General features: G+C 72.3%; 12 protein-coding genes. 4 read left to right on the top strand and 8 right to left on the bottom strand.

The genetic code is table 11. The features are described 5' to 3' along the window. Window positions 1-10: 10 nt before the first annotated feature. The 3 genes from AB0M99_RS10515 (at window position 11) to moeZ (ending at window position 3,001) form a co-directional block, all read left to right on the top strand. Window positions 11-1,018: an NAD-dependent epimerase/dehydratase gene (locus AB0M99_RS10515; RefSeq protein ID WP_365918678.1), complete on the top strand. Its 1,008-nt coding sequence runs from the start codon at window positions 11-13 to the stop codon at window positions 1,016-1,018. Further along, window positions 1,006-1,761 (top strand): spherulation-specific family 4 protein, encoded by a 756-nt coding sequence (locus AB0M99_RS10510; RefSeq protein WP_365918676.1) that lies wholly within the window; start codon window positions 1,006-1,008, stop codon window positions 1,759-1,761. Before AB0M99_RS10515 ends, AB0M99_RS10510 begins: the two co-directional genes overlap by 13 nt. Before the next feature lie 61 nt (window positions 1,762-1,822). Continuing rightward, entirely contained in the window at window positions 1,823-3,001 is a 1,179-nt protein-coding gene (moeZ, locus tag AB0M99_RS10505; RefSeq protein WP_365918674.1) for an adenylyltransferase/sulfurtransferase MoeZ, read from the top strand. A gap of 49 nt (window positions 3,002-3,050) precedes the next feature. Here the strand turns inward: moeZ and AB0M99_RS10500 are convergent, their stop codons facing one another. From AB0M99_RS10500 to AB0M99_RS10470, 7 genes are all read right to left on the bottom strand, one after another. Next, window positions 3,051-4,601, bottom strand: a complete 1,551-nt coding sequence (locus AB0M99_RS10500; protein ID WP_365918672.1) for an alpha/beta hydrolase — start codon at window positions 4,599-4,601, stop codon at window positions 3,051-3,053. Between the two features lie 98 nt (window positions 4,602-4,699). Next, window positions 4,700-6,079 (bottom strand): protoporphyrinogen oxidase, encoded by a 1,380-nt coding sequence (gene hemG / locus AB0M99_RS10495; RefSeq protein ID WP_365918670.1) that lies wholly within the window; start codon window positions 6,077-6,079, stop codon window positions 4,700-4,702. Window positions 6,080-6,134: 55 nt separating this feature from the next. Further along, complete coding sequence (locus AB0M99_RS10490; protein WP_365918668.1) at window positions 6,135-7,331, bottom strand: TIGR04053 family radical SAM/SPASM domain-containing protein; 1,197 nt, start codon at window positions 7,329-7,331, stop codon at window positions 6,135-6,137. Then, entirely contained in the window at window positions 7,328-8,053 is a 726-nt protein-coding gene (narI, locus tag AB0M99_RS10485) for a respiratory nitrate reductase subunit gamma (protein ID WP_365918666.1), read from the bottom strand. The genes AB0M99_RS10490 and narI overlap by 4 nt, the downstream gene beginning before the upstream one ends. After that, window positions 8,053-8,712 carry a nitrate reductase molybdenum cofactor assembly chaperone gene (gene narJ / locus AB0M99_RS10480; RefSeq protein WP_365918664.1) on the bottom strand — a complete coding sequence of 220 codons (660 nt, stop codon included), beginning with the start codon at window positions 8,710-8,712 and terminating at the stop codon, window positions 8,053-8,055. Before narJ ends, narI begins: the two co-directional genes overlap by 1 nt. Next, a complete protein-coding gene (narH, locus tag AB0M99_RS10475) occupies window positions 8,709-10,232 on the bottom strand; it encodes a nitrate reductase subunit beta (RefSeq protein ID WP_365918663.1) in 1,524 nt (507 codons plus the stop codon). Before narH ends, narJ begins: the two co-directional genes overlap by 4 nt. Before the next feature lie 4 nt (window positions 10,233-10,236). Continuing rightward, on the bottom strand, window positions 10,237-13,920 hold the full coding sequence (locus AB0M99_RS10470; protein ID WP_365918661.1) for a nitrate reductase subunit alpha: 3,684 nt from the start codon (window positions 13,918-13,920) through the stop codon (window positions 10,237-10,239). A 187-nt stretch (window positions 13,921-14,107) separates the two neighbouring features. On the opposite strand from AB0M99_RS10470, the gene AB0M99_RS10465 reads away from it, so the two are divergent. After that, the gene (locus tag AB0M99_RS10465) at window positions 14,108-14,830 is read left to right on the top strand and encodes a YwiC-like family protein (RefSeq protein ID WP_365918659.1); all 723 of its coding nucleotides are present in this window, start codon (window positions 14,108-14,110) and stop codon (window positions 14,828-14,830) included. Here the strand turns inward: AB0M99_RS10465 and AB0M99_RS10460 are convergent. Beyond that, window positions 14,827-17,643 carry a lysylphosphatidylglycerol synthase transmembrane domain-containing protein gene (locus AB0M99_RS10460; protein ID WP_365918657.1) on the bottom strand — a complete coding sequence of 939 codons (2,817 nt, stop codon included), beginning with the start codon at window positions 17,641-17,643 and terminating at the stop codon, window positions 14,827-14,829. The genes AB0M99_RS10465 and AB0M99_RS10460 overlap by 4 nt on opposite strands. Between the last annotated feature and the right edge of the window lie 130 nt (window positions 17,644-17,773).

The following is a 17,773-nucleotide window of genomic DNA, read 5'->3' as shown; positions in this document are numbered from 1 at the left end:
GGGCCGCGCGATGAGGGTGCTGCTGATCGGAGCCAACGGGTACCTCGGCCGCTACGTCGCGGACCGGCTCCTCGCCGACCCCGCCGTCCAGCTCACCGCGCTCGGCCGCGGGGACGACGCCGACGTGCGCTTCGACCTCGCCACCGGAAGCCCCGGCGCGCTCACCCGGTTCCTCGACGCCGTCCACCCGGGCGTCGTCATCAACTGCGCCGGCGCCACCCGCGGCGGCGCCCGCGAGCTCACCCGGCACAACACCGTCGCCGTCGCCACCATCTGCGAGTCGCTGCGCCGCAGCGGCTGCGGGGCCCGGCTCGTCCAGCTCGGCTGCGCCGCCGAGTACGGGCCCAGCCAGCCCGGGTCCTCCACGGCCGAGGACGCCGTGCCGAGACCCGGCGGACCGTACGGGGTGAGCAAACTGGCCGCCACCGAGCTGGTGCTCGGCTCGGGACTCGACGCCGTCGTCCTGCGGGTCTTCTCGCCCGTCGGCCCCGGCACCCCGGCCGGCTCCCCGCTCGGCCGGCTCGCCGAGGCCATGCGGCGCGCCATGCAGTCCGGGGACGGCGAGCTCAAGCTCAGCGGGCTCGGGGTGCAGCGCGACTTCGTGGACGTACGGGACGTGGCGCGGGCCGTGCACGCCGCCTCGCTGTCGGCCGCCCAGGGGGTCGTCAACATCGGCACCGGGCGCGCGGTCCGGCTGCGCGACGCGGCGGCCGTGCTGGCCCGGGTCGCCGGGTACGGAGGCTCCCTGCACGAGCTGGACGTACCGCACGGCGGACCGCAGCAGCACGCGCACCCCGGCCGCCCGGCGGGACTGGCCGCCATCGGATCCCCGCGCTCCGAGGCGACGCCCGAGCAGCTCGCCGCCGCGGCCCCGCCGCCGTACCCCTACCCGGACGGCTGCGGCGCCTGGCAGCAGGCCGACGTGCGCACCGCCCGCGACCGGCTCGGCTGGCGGCCCCGGATCAACCTGGAGGAGTCCCTCGCGGACATCTGGATGGAGGCGGCGTGCCGTATCTGACCACCCCGCCGGGGATCGCCGCGGCGGCCGCGACCGAGGCCGGCCGGCTCGGCCTCGGCATCCCCGGGTACGCGCACCCGCTGCTGGCACCGGTGGAGTGGGCGGAGCTGACCCGTCCCGGGACCCCGCTGCACTGGGCCGTGCTCAACGTCACGGACGGCCCGGGCGGGCGTCCCGACCAGCACTGCACGGAGGCCGTCGCGAAGCTGCGCGGCGCGGGCGGCACGGTGCTCGGCCATCTCGCCATGCGAGACGGCGAGCGGTCCTTCGGTGAGCTGGTCTCCGACGCCCACCGCTTCCGGGACTGGTACGGGGTCGGCGGCTTCTACCTGGCCGGGGCGCCGGCGGGCCGGGCGGAGCTGGCCGCGGTGCGCCGGGTGACCGAGACCCTGCGCGGGCTGGGCGAGGACGTACGGATCGTGCTCGGGCACGGCACCCACCCGTACGAGGGCTACGCGGAGGCCGCCGACCAACTGGTCACGTTCTCCGGGGCCTGGGCCGACTACCGCTGGTCCCAGGTGGCGGAGTGGACCGCGGAGTACCCGGCGGAGCGGTTCTGCCACCTCGTCCACGGAGTGCCGCGCACGCACCTGGAGGAGGCCGTCCGGATCGCCCGCTGGCAGGGCGCCGGGACCATCTGGTTCACGGACCGGCAGGGGGCCGGGGACCGGGACCCGTGGGCCTCGATGCCCGGGTACTGGGACGAAATCGTCTCGCGGATCGGACCGGGTGTCTCGGAATGAAGAAGGGCGTGGCAGTGTTACGGGAAGAACTACCGTTAAGACTTAACCATCCGGAGTCCCCGTGTCGCTGCCACCCCTGGTAGAGCCAGCTGCTGAGCTCACCGTTGACGAGGTCCGTCGGTACTCCCGCCACCTGATCATCCCGGATGTCGGGATGGACGGCCAGAAGCGCCTGAAGAACGCCAAGGTGCTGGCCGTGGGCGCGGGCGGCCTCGGCTCGCCCGCCCTCATGTACCTGGCCGCGGCCGGCGTCGGCACGCTGGGCATCGTGGAGTTCGACGAGGTCGACGAGTCGAACCTCCAGCGCCAGATCATCCACAGCCAGGCGGACATCGGCCGTTCCAAGGCCGAGTCGGCCCGTGACAGCGTGCTGGGCATCAACCCGTACGTGAACGTGGTCCTTCACGAAGAGCGGCTCGAAGCCGAGAACGTGATGGAGATCTTCAGCCAGTACGACCTCATCGTCGACGGCACGGACAACTTCGCCACGCGCTACCTGGTCAACGACGCCTGCGTGCTGCTGAACAAGCCGTACGTGTGGGGTTCGATCTACCGCTTCGACGGCCAGGCCTCGGTCTTCTGGTCCGAGCACGGCCCGTGCTACCGCTGCCTGTACCCGGAGCCCCCGCCGCCGGGCATGGTCCCGAGCTGCGCCGAGGGCGGCGTGCTGGGCGTGCTCTGCGCGTCCATCGGGTCCATCCAGGTCACCGAGGCCATCAAGGTCCTCACGGGCGTGGGCGAGCCGTTGGTCGGCCGTCTGATGATCTACGACGCCCTGGAGATGCAGTACCGCCAGGTCAAGGTCCGCAAGGACCCCGACTGCGCGGTCTGCGGTCCGAACGCGACCGTCACCGAGCTCATCGACTACGAGGCCTTCTGCGGCGTCGTGTCTGAGGAGGCCCAGGAGGCGGCGCTCGGCTCCACGATCACTCCCAAGCAGCTCAAGGAGTGGATCGACAACGACGAGCCGATCGAGATCATCGACGTCCGCGAGGTCAACGAGTACGAGATCGTCTCGATCCCCGGCGCGAAGCTGATCCCCAAGGGCGAGTTCCTGATGGGCACCGCCCTCCAGGACCTGCCGCAGGACAAGCGCATCGTCCTGCACTGCAAGACGGGTGTCCGCAGTGCGGAGGTCCTCGCGGTCCTGAAGTCCGCGGGCTTCTCCGACGCGGTCCACGTCGGCGGCGGCGTGATCGGCTGGGTCCACCAGATCGAGCCGGAAAAGCCGGTCTACTAGCAGCAGCAGGAAGGGGCCGCACCCACCGGGTGCGGCCCCTTCCGCGTGTTCAGGCGGCGGTGCAGACCGTGTTCGCGCCCGGCACCTTCCCGTCCAGCAGGTAGGAGTTCACCGCCTCCTGCACGCACTTGTCGCCGCTGTTGTACGCGCCGTGCCCCTCGCCCTTGTAGGTCAGCTCCACGCCGACGCCGGGGCCGAGCCGCTCCACCATCTTGCGCGCGCCCTCGTACGGGGTCGCCGGGTCGCCGGTGTTGCCGATCACCAGGATCGGGGCGGCCCCGGGGGCGGAGACGTCCGGGGTGTCCCAGACGCCCGCGACCGGCCAGCCGGTGCAGCTCATCATGCCCCAGCCGAGGAAGTCCCCGAAGACGGGCGAGGCCGAACGGAAGCCCGGGAGCCTGGACTTGGTCTGCGCCAGGGAGTAGCGCTCCTTGGAGTCGGCGCAGTTGATCGCGGTGTTCGCGGCGCCGATGTTGCTGTACCTCCCCTGCTGGTCCCGGCCGTTGAGCGCGTCGGAGAGGGCGAGGAGCAACTGCCCCTGGCCGCCGTCGGCCTCGTCGAGCCCCTGTTCCAGCAGCGGCCACAGCTCCTTCGAGTACAGGGCCTGGGCGATGCCGTTGGTGGCCGAGGTCTCGGTGAGCTGCCGGCCGCCGATGCCGGGGATCGGCTTGGCCGCCAGGTCCTTCTGGAGCTTGATGACGTTGTCCTCGATCTCCTTGGCGGTGCTGCCCTGGAGCTTGCAGGCGTCGCCGCGGTTCACGCAGTCCTGGGCGAAGTTGCCGAGGGCCAGCTGGAAGCCCTTGGCCTGGCCCAGCGCCCCCTCCTCGGAGGTCTTGGTGGGGTCGACGACGGCGTCGAACACGGCCCGGCCGACGTTCTTGGGGAAGAGGTGGGCGTATACCCCGCCGAGCTCGGTGCCGTAGGAGATGCCGAAGTAGTGGAGCCTGTCGTCGCCGAGGGCCCGGCGGATCCGGTCCAGGTCGCGGGCCGCGTTGGGCGTGCCGACGTGGGGGAGCAGCTTGCCGGAGTTCTGCTCGCAGGCCTGCTGGTACTTGTTGATGTTGTCGACGAACACCTTCTCCTGCTCCGGTGTGGAGGGGGTGGAGTCGGCGGCGTAGTAGGCGTCGAGCTGTTTGTCGTCCTCACAGCGGACGGGGGCGCTGCGGCCCACTCCGCGGGGGTCGAAGCTGACCAGGTCGTACCGCTCGCGCAGGGCCGCGTACTCGGTGGCCGCCCCGGGGAGGGTGCTGATGCCGGAGCCGCCCGGGCCGCCGAAGTTGAAGACGAGGGAGCCGATGCGCCTGTCCTTGTCGCGGGCCTGGGCGCGGATCAGGGCGAGCGGGATCGTCTCGCCCTCGGGCTTGGCGTAGTCGAGGGGGACGTCGAGGGTGGCGCACTTCCAGTCCTTGCCGGGAGTCTGCCCGCCGCCCTCGTCGACGGTGGGTGCCTCGCAGTCCCCCCACTTGAGGGGTTTGGATTCCCGGGCGCCGCCGTCCTTCGTCCTGGTGTCCTTCTCCCCGCCGTCGGAACAGGCGCCGGTGGTCAGCAGCGCGGTGGCGACGGCGGCGGCAGCGGTGATCCGAAGGGCGTTTCGCGGCATGCCCCCATCCTGTGGGCCCGCCGCTCCGGCCGCCCGCGCCGTGAGCCGAACGGGTCTGGCGGGCGGGCCCGCGGGGCCGGGTGCCGGGGGGCGGGTCGTCAGGCCGCGGCCAGGATCTGCTTCGCCGCGTTCCGGCCGGTGGCCACGCAGGCGGCGACGCCCACGCCCTCGTACGCCGCTCCGCACAGGGCCAGGCCCGGGAGCTTGGCGGCGGCCTCGCGGATGCGGGCGACGCGGTCGCGGTGGCCCACGCCGTACTGGGGCAGGCCCCGGTCCCAGCGGGTCACGCGGGCGGCCAGGGGTTCTCCCATCGGCCCGACCGCGTGGTGCAGTTCGGCGATGGCCGAGCGGACCAGGTGGCGGTCGGGGCGGCCCAGCAGCTCCTCCTCGCCGATCCGGCCGACGGAGGCCCGCAGGACGAAGGTGTCGGGGGCCGAGGAGTCCAGCCAGGACCACTTGTTGGAGAGGAAGGAGGCGGCCTTGAGGGTGTGCCCGTCCACCGGCGGGACCAGGAAGCCGTTGCCCTCCGGGAGGAAGTGGGCCCGGGCGCGGGAGAACGCCATCGTGATCACGGCGGTGGACGCGTGCGGGATGGCCGACAGCTCGTACTCCGCCATCGGGGAGTGCGAGCGCAGCAGCTTCGCCGCCGCGTAGGCGGGGAGCGCCAGGATCACGCCGTCCGCCTCCATGGTCAGGGGCCCGTCGTCGGTCATGGCCTGCACCCGCCAGCGGTCACCCGTGATTCGCTGGAGCGAGCGGGCGGTCGTACCGGTGAGGATGCGGGCTCCGCAGGCTTCCGCGACGGCCTGCGGGAAGCGGCCCGTGCCGCCGACCACGCCCTGGACGGCCACCGCCGCCGAGCGCGGGGCGCCGGCCGCCCGCATCCGGCGCAGGGCGGGCAGCAGGGGAGTGCCCGCTTCCGCCAGGGCGGCGATGCGCGGCATGGCGGCGCGCAGCGAGAGCCGGTCGGCGCGGCCGGCGTAGACGCCCCCCAGCAGGGGTTCGATCAGCCGGGCCACGGCCTCCCGGCCGAAGCGGGCCGCGAGGTAGTCGGCGACCGAGCAGTCCTCGGTCAGGGGGGAGGCGGGCAGCTTTTCCTCGGCGGCCACCCGCGCCACGCCCTCGGGCGAGAGCAGGCCGGTGCCGGCGAGGGCGGCGGGGTCGGTGGGGACGCCCATCACGTGGCCGGCGGGCAGCGGACGCAGGGCGCCGTTGGTCCAGACGGTGGTGGGGGCCTTCGCGGGGTCGCACAGGGCGTCGCCGAGGCCGACCGCGGCGGCCAGTTCCACGGCCTCCGGCCGCAGGGCCATGAGGGACTCGGCTCCCTCGTCCACGGCGATTCCGGCGATGGTGCCGGTGCGGAGCTTGCCGCCGACCTTGGCGAGGCTCTCCAGGACGGTGACGTCGGCCCGGCCGCGCAACTGCCATGCGGCGGCCAGACCGCTGATGCCGCCGCCGATGACGATCACTGAACGCATTGTCTTCTCCCGCGACCGATTTGTTCCCATACAAAACATATGGGGCTGTCCTGTGTCAGCGCCTCATGCTTTCGGCCAGAGCCGCCAGCTCCTCCGGGTACGGGAAGCTGCCCGGCTCGTACGCGCAGTACGGGTCCGCCTCCAGCACGTCGCGCGTGAAGCCGTACGCCCGCGAGCGCGACCCCCCGCACACCGTCTTGAACTCGCAGGCCCCGCACTTCCCGCGCAGCAGCGAGGGATCCCGGAGCTTGGTGAACAGCGCCGAGCCCCGGTAGATGTCGGTCAGCGGATGGTTCTTCACGTTGCCCGCCGAGACGGGCAGGAAGCCGCTGGGATGGACCTCGCCCGTGTGCGAGATGAAGACGAAGCCGCGCCCCGAGGAGACGTCCATGGGCGGCCGCCGCACCGACCGCCGCTCCCCGTCGAAGAGCCCCAGATCCCGGGCGCGGGCCGACAGGCGCCCGTACAGCTCGCCGAGCACGGGCCGCTCGCCGCGCGCGTCGAGCACCGTCCGCTGGAGCGCGACCCGCCGGAAATGGTGGCCCTCCGTGGTCTTGGTCGCCATCACCGCGCCGCAGTCGTAGAGGAAGTGCAGCACGTCCTCGACCTCGCCGGCGGTGAGCGCGTCCAACTGCTCCCCGCGTCCCGTCGGCACCAGGACGAACCCCGACCACAGCATCGCGCCCTCGCGCCTGACCAGCGCCGCGACGTCGGCGAGGTCCTCCAGGCCGTCCCGGGTGACCGTCGTGTTGATCTGCACCTTGAGCCCGAGCTCGCGGGCCGCCCGCCAGCCGTCCAGGGTCCAGTCGTACACCCCGGGCACGCCCCGGAAGGCGTCGTGCCGCTCGGCGGTCGAGCCGTCCAGGGACAGGGACAGGGCGACGGCTCCCGCGTCGCGGACCGCCACCAGGTTCTCCCGCGTCAGCGTGGGCGTACCGGACGGGGAGACCGCGACCCGCAGGCCGAGCGACGTCCCGTAGGCGACCAGGTCGGTGAGGTCGGCGCGCTGGAAGGGGTCCCCGCCGGTGATCACGAACAGCGGGCTCGGCCGGCCGAAGGCGGCGATCTGGTCCATCACCCGGCGGGCGTCCGCCCCGTCGAGCTCCTGCGGATGGCGGGCGGTCTGCGCCTCGGCCCGGCAGTGCAGGCAGGCCAGCGGGCAGGCCCGCGTCGCCTCCCAGATCACGATGAAGGGCCGCTCGGAGACGGCGTGCCGGGGCCGGCGCACGACGGTGGGCGCGGGGCGGCTCACGACACGCGCTCCCAGCCGCGCTTCTGCGGGCGGTTGGCCAGCTGCTCCGGGTCCCGCTTGCGGTAGACCACGTACGGCCGGAACACGTACTTCAGCGGCGCCGAGAACATGTGCACCAGCCGCGAGTACGGGATCAGCGCGAAGAGCGTGAACCCGAAGAGGATGTGCAGCTGGAAGGCGAGCGGGGCGCTCGCCATCAGGTGGTAGTCCGGATCGAAGGTGAACAGGCTGCGGAACCAGACCGAGATGCCCTCGCGGTAGCTGTAACCGTTCGTCTGCCCGGTGGAGTTGAGGACCGTGGCCGTCAGACCGAGCACCATCGCGCCCAGCAGGAACGTGTACATCAGGTGGTCGCTCTTCAGCGTGGCCCTGCGGACGGCCGGGAGGGTGAAGCGCCGGTGGACCAGGATGCCGATGCCCACGGCGGCCGCGAGGCCCGCCACCGCGCCGGTGGAGACGGCGAGCAGGTGGTACGCGTGGTCGCTCAGCCCCACCGCGTCGGTCCAGCTCATCGGGATCAGCAGGCCCACGACATGGCCCAGGACCACGAACAGCATGCCGAAGTGGAAGAGCGGCGAGCCGATCCGCAGCAGCCGCGACTCGTGCAGCTGCGAGGAGTGGGTGGTCCAGCCGAACTTGTCGAACCGGGCCCGCCAGACCGTGCCCGCGATCAGCAGCGCGACGGAGACGTACGGGAGCACGCCCCACAGGAGGAGGTCCATCAGGCGCTCTGCCTTTCGGGTGCGGTGGGCCAGGGGAGGTCGACGGGCATGTCGATGCCCGGACCGAAGGGTTCGAGCGGCGAGCCCGCGCCCACCAGCTCCTGCGGCGGCCCGTTCCGCGCGAGGGCCTTCGCCTCGGCCTTGGTCTCGGGGGAGGGCCCGGGCAGGGTCGCGCAGACGGCTCGCAGCACGCCCGCGTACGGGGAGCCCGACTCGGTGAGCGCGATCCGCAGCAGCTCCAGCCCCGCCCGGTGCTCCTGGAGCAGCTCGGTGCCGGGCTCCTCGCGCAGGGCGGCGAACTCCAGGGCCACGGGCAGGAAGTCGGGCAGCTCCTCGCCCGCGAACTCCAGCCCGAAGTCCCGGTAGATCCGCTTCAGCCGGACCAGGGACAGCCCGCGCCGGCGGGTGTCGCCGTCCACCCACCAGGTCAGGTACAGGCAGCGCCGGTTGCGGGTGTCGAAGGTGGCGGTGTATTCGGCGCACAGCTCGATCGGGCTCAGGGACCCGGCGTGGTCGAGGAACGCGCCGAGCAGCGCGGCCGGTTCGGCGGGCGCCCCGGCGAGGGCCGCACGGAGCCGGGGGAACTCGTCGTGGAAGTGGTCGCCGGGGTACTGCAGGGCGCAGCCCGCCACCAGGCGTACCAGGGCATCCGGGTTCACGAACTCCTCCTTGTCGGGCTGAGGTTGAGCAGCACGCGCGGCTCGGGCAGCGCGCCCACCGGGCACTCGGCGTCGTCCAGCGGGTGCGTCTCGGCGAGCGCCTCGGCGTCGGCGCGGGCCGCCGACGGGATCACGAAACGGTCCTCGATCTTGGCGATGGCCAGGAGCCGGAACATGTCCTCCACCTCCTGCCCGGTCAGCCCGACCGCCGCGGCGATCGACTCGTCCCGCTCCTCGCCGAGGTTGACGCGCCGCATGTACGCGCGCATCGCGGCCATCCGGCGCAGGACCGCCTCCACCGGGAAGGTGTCACCGGCGGTGAGGATCTGCGCGAGGTACTCGACCGGGATGCGCATGGCGTCGATGGCGCCGAAGAGGTTGCCCGCGTCCTCGCCGTCGCTGCCGGTGGCGGCGACCGCCTCGACCACGGGGGAGAGCGGGGGGACGTACCAGACCATCGGCATCGTCCGGTACTCCGGGTGGAGCGGGAGGGCGACCTGGTAGGTGGCGATCAGGTCGTAGACGGGGGAGTTGCGCGCGGCGTCGATCCACTCGTCGGTGATGCCGGCCGCGCGCGCGGCCGCGGCGACGGCCGGGTCGTGCGGGTCCAGGAAACACTCGACCTGGGAGGGGTAGAGGTCGTGCTCGTCCTCCACGGCGGCGGCCTCGGCGACCTTGTCGGCGTCGTAGAGCATCACGCCGAGGTAGCGCATCCGGCCCACGCAGGTCTCCGAGCACACCGTCGGCATGCCGACCTCGATGCGCGGGAAGCAGAAGGTGCACTTCTCGGCCTTGCCGGTGCGGTGGTTGAAGTACACCTTCTTGTACGGGCAGCCGGTCACGCACATGCGCCAGCCCCGGCACTGGTCCTGGTCGACCAGGACGATGCCGTCCTCCTCGCGCTTGTACATCGCGCCCGAGGGGCAGGACGAGACGCACGCGGGGTTGAGGCAGTGCTCGCAGACCCGGGGGAGGTAGAACATGAAGCTCTGCTCGAACTCGAAGCGGATCTTCTCGCCGACCTCGTCGCGGATCTTCTCGACGATCGGGTCCCCGGGTGCGTTGGCGGGGGCGCCGCCGAGGTTGTCGTCCCAGTTCGGACCCCACTCGATCTTGTCGATCGGCTCGCCGGTGACCTGGGAGACGGGCCGGGCGGTGGGCAGGTCGTCGCCCGCCGGGGCCTCGGTGAGGTTCTTGTACTCGTACGTCCAGGGCTGGTAGTAGTCGTCGATCTCCGGCAGGCGGGGGATGGCGAAGATCTGCCCCAGCTTGGCCAGACGGCCGCCCGCCCGGAGGCGGAGCTTGCCGGAGCGGGTCCGCTCCCAGCCGCCCTTCCACTTCTCCTGGTCCTCCCAGCGGCGCGGGTAGCCCTGGCCGGGGAGGGTCTCGACGTTGTTGAACCAGACGTACTCGGTGCCCTGCCGGTTGGTCCACGCCTGCTTGCAGGTGACCGAACAGGTGTGGCAGCCGATGCACTTGTCGAGGTTCATGACCATCGCGACCTGTGCCATCACGCGCATGCTGTCAGTACTCCACATTCTGGTCGCGGCGGCGGATGACCGTCACCTCGTCGCGCTGGTTGCCGGTCGGGCCGAGGTAGTTGAAGGCCCAGGTCAGCTGGGCGTAGCCGCCGATGAGATGGGTGGGCTTGAGCATCACCCGGGTCAGCGAGTTGTGGATGCCGCCGCGGCGGCCCGTCTTCTCCGTCTTCGGGACGCCGACCGTGCGCTCCTGCGCGTGGTTCATGTAGACCGTGCCGGGCGGCATCTTGTGGGAGACGATCGCGCGGGCGGTGACCACGCCGTTGCGGTTGACCGCCTCGATCCAGTCGTTGTCCGCGACCCCGATGGCATCGGCGTCCTGCGGGGACATCCACACCGTCTGGCCGCCGCGGCCCAGCGTCATCATGTAGAGGTTGTCCTGGTACTGGCTGTGGATGGCCCACTTGTTGTGCGGGGTCAGGTAGCGGACCGCCACCGACCTCGCCTTCTCGTCGACCGTGCCGAGCTCGGGCTCCCCGTACAGGGTGTGCATGTTCAGCGGCGGCTTGTAGACCGGGAGGGACTCCCCGACCTCGTGCAGCCAGTCGTGGTCGATGAAGAAGTGCTGGCGGCCGGTGAGGGTGTGCCAGGGCTTGAGGTGCTCGGTGTTCACGGTGAAGGCCGTGTAGCGCCGCCCGCCGGCCTCCGACCCGGACCACTCGGGCGACGTGATCACCGGGACCGGGCGGGCCTGGGTGTCGGCGAAGGTGATCCGCTTGCCCTCGGCCTCGGCGGCCAGGTGGGCCATGTGCGTGCCGACCTTCTTCTCCAGGGTCTCGAAACCCTGCGTCGCCAGACGGCCGTTGGAGGTGCCCGAGAGCGAGAGGATCGCCTCGCAGGCGCGCTGCGCCGTGTCCAGGCGCGGGCGGCCGTCGGCGACGCCGCCGCGGACCAGGCCGTTCTTCCGCCCCAGGTAGGCGACCTCCTCGGCCACGTCGAAGGTGATGGCCTTCGTCGTCACCCCGAGCTCGTCGACGAGCGGGCCGAGCGCGGCGAACTTGCTCCCGACCGCGCCGTAGTCGCGCTCGACGACGGCCAGGTTGTACATCGTCCTGCCGGGTACGGGCTCGCACTCGCCCTTCGACCAGTCCAGCGCGACCCCGCCCGGCTGGGCCATCTCGCCGCCCGGGGTGTCGTGCTGGAGCGCGGTCGCCACCAGGTCCTTGCGTACGCCCAGATGGGTTCCGGCGAGCTCGCCGAAGCGCTCGGCGAGGCCGAGGAAGGCGTCGTAGTCGGACCGGGCCTGCCACGGCGGGTCCACGGCCGGGGTGAAGGCGTGCAGGAAGGGGTGCATGTCCGTGGAGGACAGGTCGTGCTTCTCGTACCAGGTGGCCGCCGGGAGGACCACGTCCGACAGGAGCGTCGTGGACGTCATCCGGAAGTCCATGCTCATGAGGAGGTCGAGCTTGCCCTCGACGTCCGCCTCCCGGTACGTCACGTCCCTCGGCTCGCAACGCGGCCCGTCCTCGGGGAGGTTGGAGTGCGTGCCGAGGAGGTGCTTGAGGAAGTACTCGTTGCCCTTGGAACTGGACCCGAGGAGGTTGGCCCGCCATACGTTGAGCACGCGCGGCCAGTTGCGCGGCGCGTCCGGGTCCTCGCCGGCGAAGCCGAGCGTGCCGTCCTTGAGCTGCTCGACGGCGGCGGCGACCGGGTCCGCAGCCTCGCCGAGCTCCAGCGGATTGCGGTCGAAGGTCGGGTAGGACGGCATCCACCCCATGCGGGTGCTCGCCGCCAGGCAGTCGGCCCCGGTCATGCCCTCGAAGGCGCCCTCGGCGAGCGGGGACGCGAGCGCCTCCGCCGGCAGGGTGTCGTAGCGCCACTGGTCGGTGTGCAGGTAGAACCAGGCCGCGCCGATCATCTGGCGAGGCGGGCGCGACCAGTCGGAGGCGGCGGCGAGGGTGGCCCAGCCGGTGACCGGACGGCACTTCTCCTGGCCGACGTAGTGGCCCCAGCCGCCGCCGTTGCGGCCCTGGCAGCCGGTGAGGGTGAGCAGGGCGAGGAAGGCGCGGTAGATGGTCTCGGAGTGGAACCAGTGGTTCGTCCCCGCACCCATCAGGATCATGCAGCGGCCCTGCGACTGCTCGGCCGTCTTCGCGAACTCCCGCGCCACGCGCGCGGCCTGGGCCGCCGGGACGGAGGTCAGCGACTCCTGCCAGCCGGGGGTGCCGGGCGCACTCGCGTCCTCGTAGCCGGTGGGCCACTCCCCGGGCAGGCCGTCGCGGCCCACCCCGTACTGGGCGAGCATCAGGTCGAAGACGGTGGTGACGAGCCGGCCGCCGAGCCGGCGCACGGGCACACCGCGGCGGACGGTGCCGCCGCGCTCGTCGTCCTCGAAGCGGGGGAGGGTGACCTCGGCGCTCTCGCCCTCGGCCAGCAGGGTCAGGCGCGGAACGGTGTCCCCGAGGTCGAGGTTCCACTCCGGCTTCTCGTTCTTGCCCCAGCGGTGCCCGAGGGTGCCGTTCGGGACGACGGGCTCACCGCTCGCGTCGTCGATGAGAACGGTCTTCCACTGCGCGTTCTCGCCCGCGTCCGAACCATCCGTCCGGCCCAGATCGGCGGCGGTGACGAACTTCCCCGGGACCAGCCCCTGATCGGTTTCGCGCAGCGATACCAGGAACGGCAGGTCGGTGTATTTCCGGACGTAATCCGTGAAGAACGGGGTCTGCTTCTCGACGAAGAATTCCTTGAGGATGACATGGCCCATCGCCAGGGCCAGCGCACCGTCCGTCCCGGGGTGCGGATGCATCCATTCGTCGGCGAACTTGGTGTTGTCCGCGAAATCGGGCGAGACGGTGACGACCTTCTGGCCGCGGTAGCGGGCCTCGGTCATCCAGTGCGCGTCCGGGGTGCGGGTGACGGGGACGTTGGAGCCCCACATCATCAGGTACGCGGCGTCCCACCAGTCCCCCGACTCGGGCACGTCGGTCTGGTCCCCGAACACCTGCGGCGAGGCGACCGGGAGATCGGCGTACCAGTCGTAGAAGGACAGCATCGGCGCACCGATGAGGGAGTGGAAGCGGGCCCCGGCGGCGTGCGAGGCCATCGACATCGCCGGGATCGGCGAGAAGCCGGCGACCCGGTCCGGGCCGTGCTCCTTGATGGTGTGCACGTGCGCCGCGGCGACGATCTCGGTCGCCTCCTCCCAGGTCGCGCGCACCAGCCCGCCCTTGCCGCGGGCCCGCTGGTACGCACGCCGGCGCTCGGGGTCGCCCTGGATGTCGGCCCACGCCTCGACGGGGTCGCCCAGGCGCTGCTTGGCCTCGCGGTACATCTCCAGGAGGGCGCCGCGCACGTACGGGTAGCGGACGCGGGTGGGGGAGTAGGAGTACCAGGAGAAGGAGGCCCCGCGCGGGCAGCCGCGGGGCTCGTACTCCGGGCTGTCCGGGCCGACGGAGGGGTAGTCCGTCGACTGGGTCTCCCAGGTGATGATCCCGTCCTTGACGTACACCTTCCAGCGGCAGGAACCGGTGCAGTTCACGCCGTGGGTGGAGTACACGACCTTGTCGTGGCTCCACCGGTCCCGGTAGAACGCCTCCGCGGCCCGCCCGCCGGTGCGGTGGACGGTGCGCAGGTCGTCGGACACCTCGGCGCGGGTGAAGAAGCTGCCCGCCTTGATGAGCGAATCGGCGGCCGCCTGATGGCCCTGACGCCCCTGACGCTGGTGCAAAGCGACCCTCCAGGCCGGAAAACGATGGTGCTTTCGACGCTACGCCTGCGGAAAAGGCGAACCCGATGACAAAGGTCCCGTCGGGGCATGACCTCTTTCCGGTCTTTCGCGGGCCGGTCGGATGTCAGGCTGGAGGAAGTCCAACTCCGCGAAGGCGGAGGCAAATTACGCGGAGAAATGCCAATTAATGAAGTACAGGTGGATACCGGACCAGCACGGGGCCTGGGCGATGCTGGCGGTGCCGTTCCTCGCGGGGACCCTGCTCGCCCCCCGGCCGAGGTGGGCGCACGCGCTGCTCTTCGCGGCCTGGCTGCTCGGGTACGTCGCCGTGTTCCACGCCCAGCAGTGGCTGCGGCTGCACCGGCGCGGGCTGCGGTCGGCCGGGCGGCACGGGCGCCCGGCGGTGGTCTTCGGCGCGGCCTTCGCGGCGGCGGGCGGACCGGTGGCGGCGCTGCACCCGTGGCTGGTGGTGGCGGCGCTGACCGCCTCGCCGTTCGTGGCGGTGAACACGTACTTCGCGTGGCGGGGCCGCGAGCGCGCGCTGGTCAACGGGCTCGCGGCGGTGGTCCCGGCCTGCGGCATGCTCCTGGTGGCGGGCCGCCTCGGCGGGGCGGGACCGCTGTGGGCGCCGGCGCTCGCCTGCCTGCTGTACTTCGCGGGCACGGTCCCGTACGTGAAGACGATGATCCGGGAGCGGAACTCCCGTGCGTACTACCGGGGGTCGGTGGCCCACCACGCCGCGGCCCTGGCGGCGGCCTGCTGCCTCTCGCCGTGGCTGGCGCTCCCCTTCGCGGCCTACCTGGCCCGGGCCGCCGCCCTCCCCGGCCGCGCCCTGAAGGCCCCCGTCATCGGCGCGGTCGAGGTCGCCTGCTGCGCGGCCCTGCTGGCGGCGCTGCTCCTGGTCTTCTAGATGGCTCCCTTGCGGGTCAGGAAGTTGAACGAGAGCCACCCCGGCAGCACCGGCAGCCAGAAGGTCATCGTGCGGAACAGGAGCACCGCCGAGATCGCGATCTCCTTGTCCAGACCCGCCGCGACCAGACCCAGCGTCAGCGTGGTCTCCACCGCCCCGATGCCGCCCGGCGTAGGCGCGGCCGACCCCAGCGCGTTGCCCGCGAGGAAGACCACCGCGATGCTCGCGTAGCTGATGGCCTGGCCGCCCCCGAAGGCACGGATCGAGGCGTCGAGGCACATCACGAAGCAGCCGGTCAGCAGCAGCATCCCGCCGATGCCGGTCAGCAGCTTCTGCGGCCGCTGGAGGACGTCCAGCATGCGCGGGACGACCCCCGCGAACAGGGCCCGTACCCGGGTCGCGACGAACTTCCGCAGGAACGGCACCGCCGTCACCACCAGGACCAGCACCGCCACCGTCAGCAGACCGGCGATGACCGTCCGGGACGGGGTCATCTCCGGGGTCTTCTCGGTCCCGGTCAGGTAGCCGAAGGACAGCAGCAGCAGGATGTGGCTGGCCAGCCCGAAGAGCTGCGAGGCCCCCACGCTCGCCACCGCGAGTCCCGGCCGCACCCCGGACCGCTGGAGGAAGCGGGTGTTCAGCGCGACGCCGCCGACCGCGGCAGGGGCCACCAGCTTCACGAAGGACCCCGCGACCTGCGCGAGCACCGTCCGAGGGAACGAGACCCGCTCCGGTACGAAGCCCAGCAGGCTCATCGCGGCGGCGAAGTAGCTGAGCGCCGAGAAGGCGAGCGCCGCCCCGACCCAGCCCCACTGGGCCTCGCCGATGATGGTCCCGAACTTCACGTCGGCCACCTGCGTGAGCAGGAAGTACGCGGCGAAGGCGCCCGCGATGAAGGACACCAGGGTGCGGGGCCGGATCCGTTCCAGCCGCGCCGGTTCCACCGGGGCCTGCGGGCGGATGAGCAGCACCTGGCGGCGGATCTGGCTGAGCAGGTCCTCCTCCCGCGCCCCTTCCAGGGCGTCGTCCAGCGCACGCTTCTCGGCCTTGCGCCCGGCCGCGGGGCTGGTCGCGGAGCCGGTCGAGGACGCCCCCGCCTCGCGCGCCGCCTTCTCCGCCCGGGAGGACTCCAGTACGGCCTCCCGCTCGCGGTCCGCCCGCTCCCGCGCGAGCTTGCGCAGGGTCGCCCGGGTGGAGCGGCTCAGGGCGATCGGCTGGAGCATCGGCAGGCAGTCCGCCACCGCGTCGGGCCCCAGCACCGCCACCGCCGCGGCCACCGACCGCTCCGCGCCGACCCGCAGGCCGAGCGTGGTCAGCAGCTGCGCGATGTCCATCCGCAGCACCAGGTCGCCGGCCGCGATCTCGCCGCCGCGCAGGTCGGTGAGGATGACTTTGCCGGAACGATCCACCACGAGGGCGTCACCGGTGAGCCTGCGGTGCGCGATCCGGCGCGACTGGAGGGCCCGTACCTGCTCCCAGGCGTTGTGGGCCAGCTCGTCGGTGATCTCCTCGTCGGGCAGCGCGTCCAGGCTCCGCCCGCCCAGGTGCTCGTAGACGAGCATCACGGCGTCCGGACCCAGCTCGGAGGTGGCGATCAGCTTCTGCGCGTTCGCCCCGGCCGCGATGGCCGCGTAGGCCAGGAGGGCCTCCTGCTCCAGGGCCTGCCGCAGCGACTGGATGCTGCGCCGGGTGGTGATCCCGCGCAGGGTCAGCCGGCGCCAGACCCGGTAGAAGAAGCCCTGGGCCTGCTGTTCGCGGTCCACGACGGTGACGTCCAGCGCGGGCCCGTCCTCCAGGGTGACGTGGTAGCGCCGCCCCCGGTCGCCGGTGTCGCCGCCGTCCCCCTCGGAGGCCTCCGCGCGCATCGCGCTGACCGGCTGGAAGCCGACCCGGCGCAGCCCGGCGAGGAGGTTCTGTCCGGTGGGCCGGACGTTCGGCGAGCCGACGGCGTACAGGGTTCCGTACGCGACGCTCCAGCCGATCAGCACCGTCAGGATGATCGAGAAGGGTGTGGTGTAGCCGCTGACCAGCATCGCGAAGGCGTCCAGCAGCAGCACCACCCACAGGGCGACCCGCCAGCGCGGCCGCCGGGTCATCCCGACGGCCGTCATGTACGCGATCACGGGCGCGAGGTAGCCGTGCACCGGATCGGTGAGGGCCCCGCCGAGTCCGGTGGGACGGGTGAGCGCGTCCTGGATGGTCTCGGGGGCGGCCTGGGAGACCCACAGGTCGGTGGCGAGGGTGACCCCGTGCGCGAGGACGGCGGCGAGGACCCCGTCCGCGATCCGCAGTCCGTCGCGCTTGATCAGCCGCTCGACGGCGAAGGCGACCGGTACGAGGAGCACGGCGATGCTCGACACCAGCCCGGCGACCTTGATCAGCACGTCCGGCGCCTGCCCGGTGCCCTTGCTGATGTCCTGCTCCAGGCCCGCCGTGGTGCCGTGGGCGAAGGCGGAGATGCCGAGCACGATCGCGATGCCGAGGATGCCGGCGAGGAGGCGTACGAGGTCCGAGGGGCGGTGCACGCGGGCGGCGAGCAGCGGCTCGTCCACCGCGACCCGGTCGGCCGCCGTCGGGGTGTGGCCGGGCGGGTCGTCGGGGTGCGTCTCCGCCGCGGCCTCGGCGGCCTCGGCGGAGACGTTCGGTACCGGGGGCTTCGCCGTCGACGGGGGCGCCGTCGACGGGGGCCGGGCCTGGGCGGCGTCGGGGTGCGGCTCCGTGCCGGAGTCCCGGACCGCGTCCGGGTACGGGTCGCCGTCGGGACCCGGGCGCCCGGCGCCGTCGTCCGTCGCCGCGCCGTTCGGAGGGCTCACACCCTGCTCCTTCGCCGTCACTTCCGTCTCTTCTTGATCACGTATCACCAGTCACCGCCCGGAAGATGGTGGCACGGACCGGCGGGCGAGCGGGGCATCAGGGTGCGCGCCGGTGCGGAACCAGGGCTTC

Origin of the sequence: Streptomyces sp. NPDC051183 (assembly GCF_040682455.1) — a bacterium.
Taxonomy (GTDB): domain Bacteria; phylum Actinomycetota; class Actinomycetes; order Streptomycetales; family Streptomycetaceae; genus Streptomyces.
This window is presented reverse-complemented; position numbering and strand designations above follow the sequence as displayed.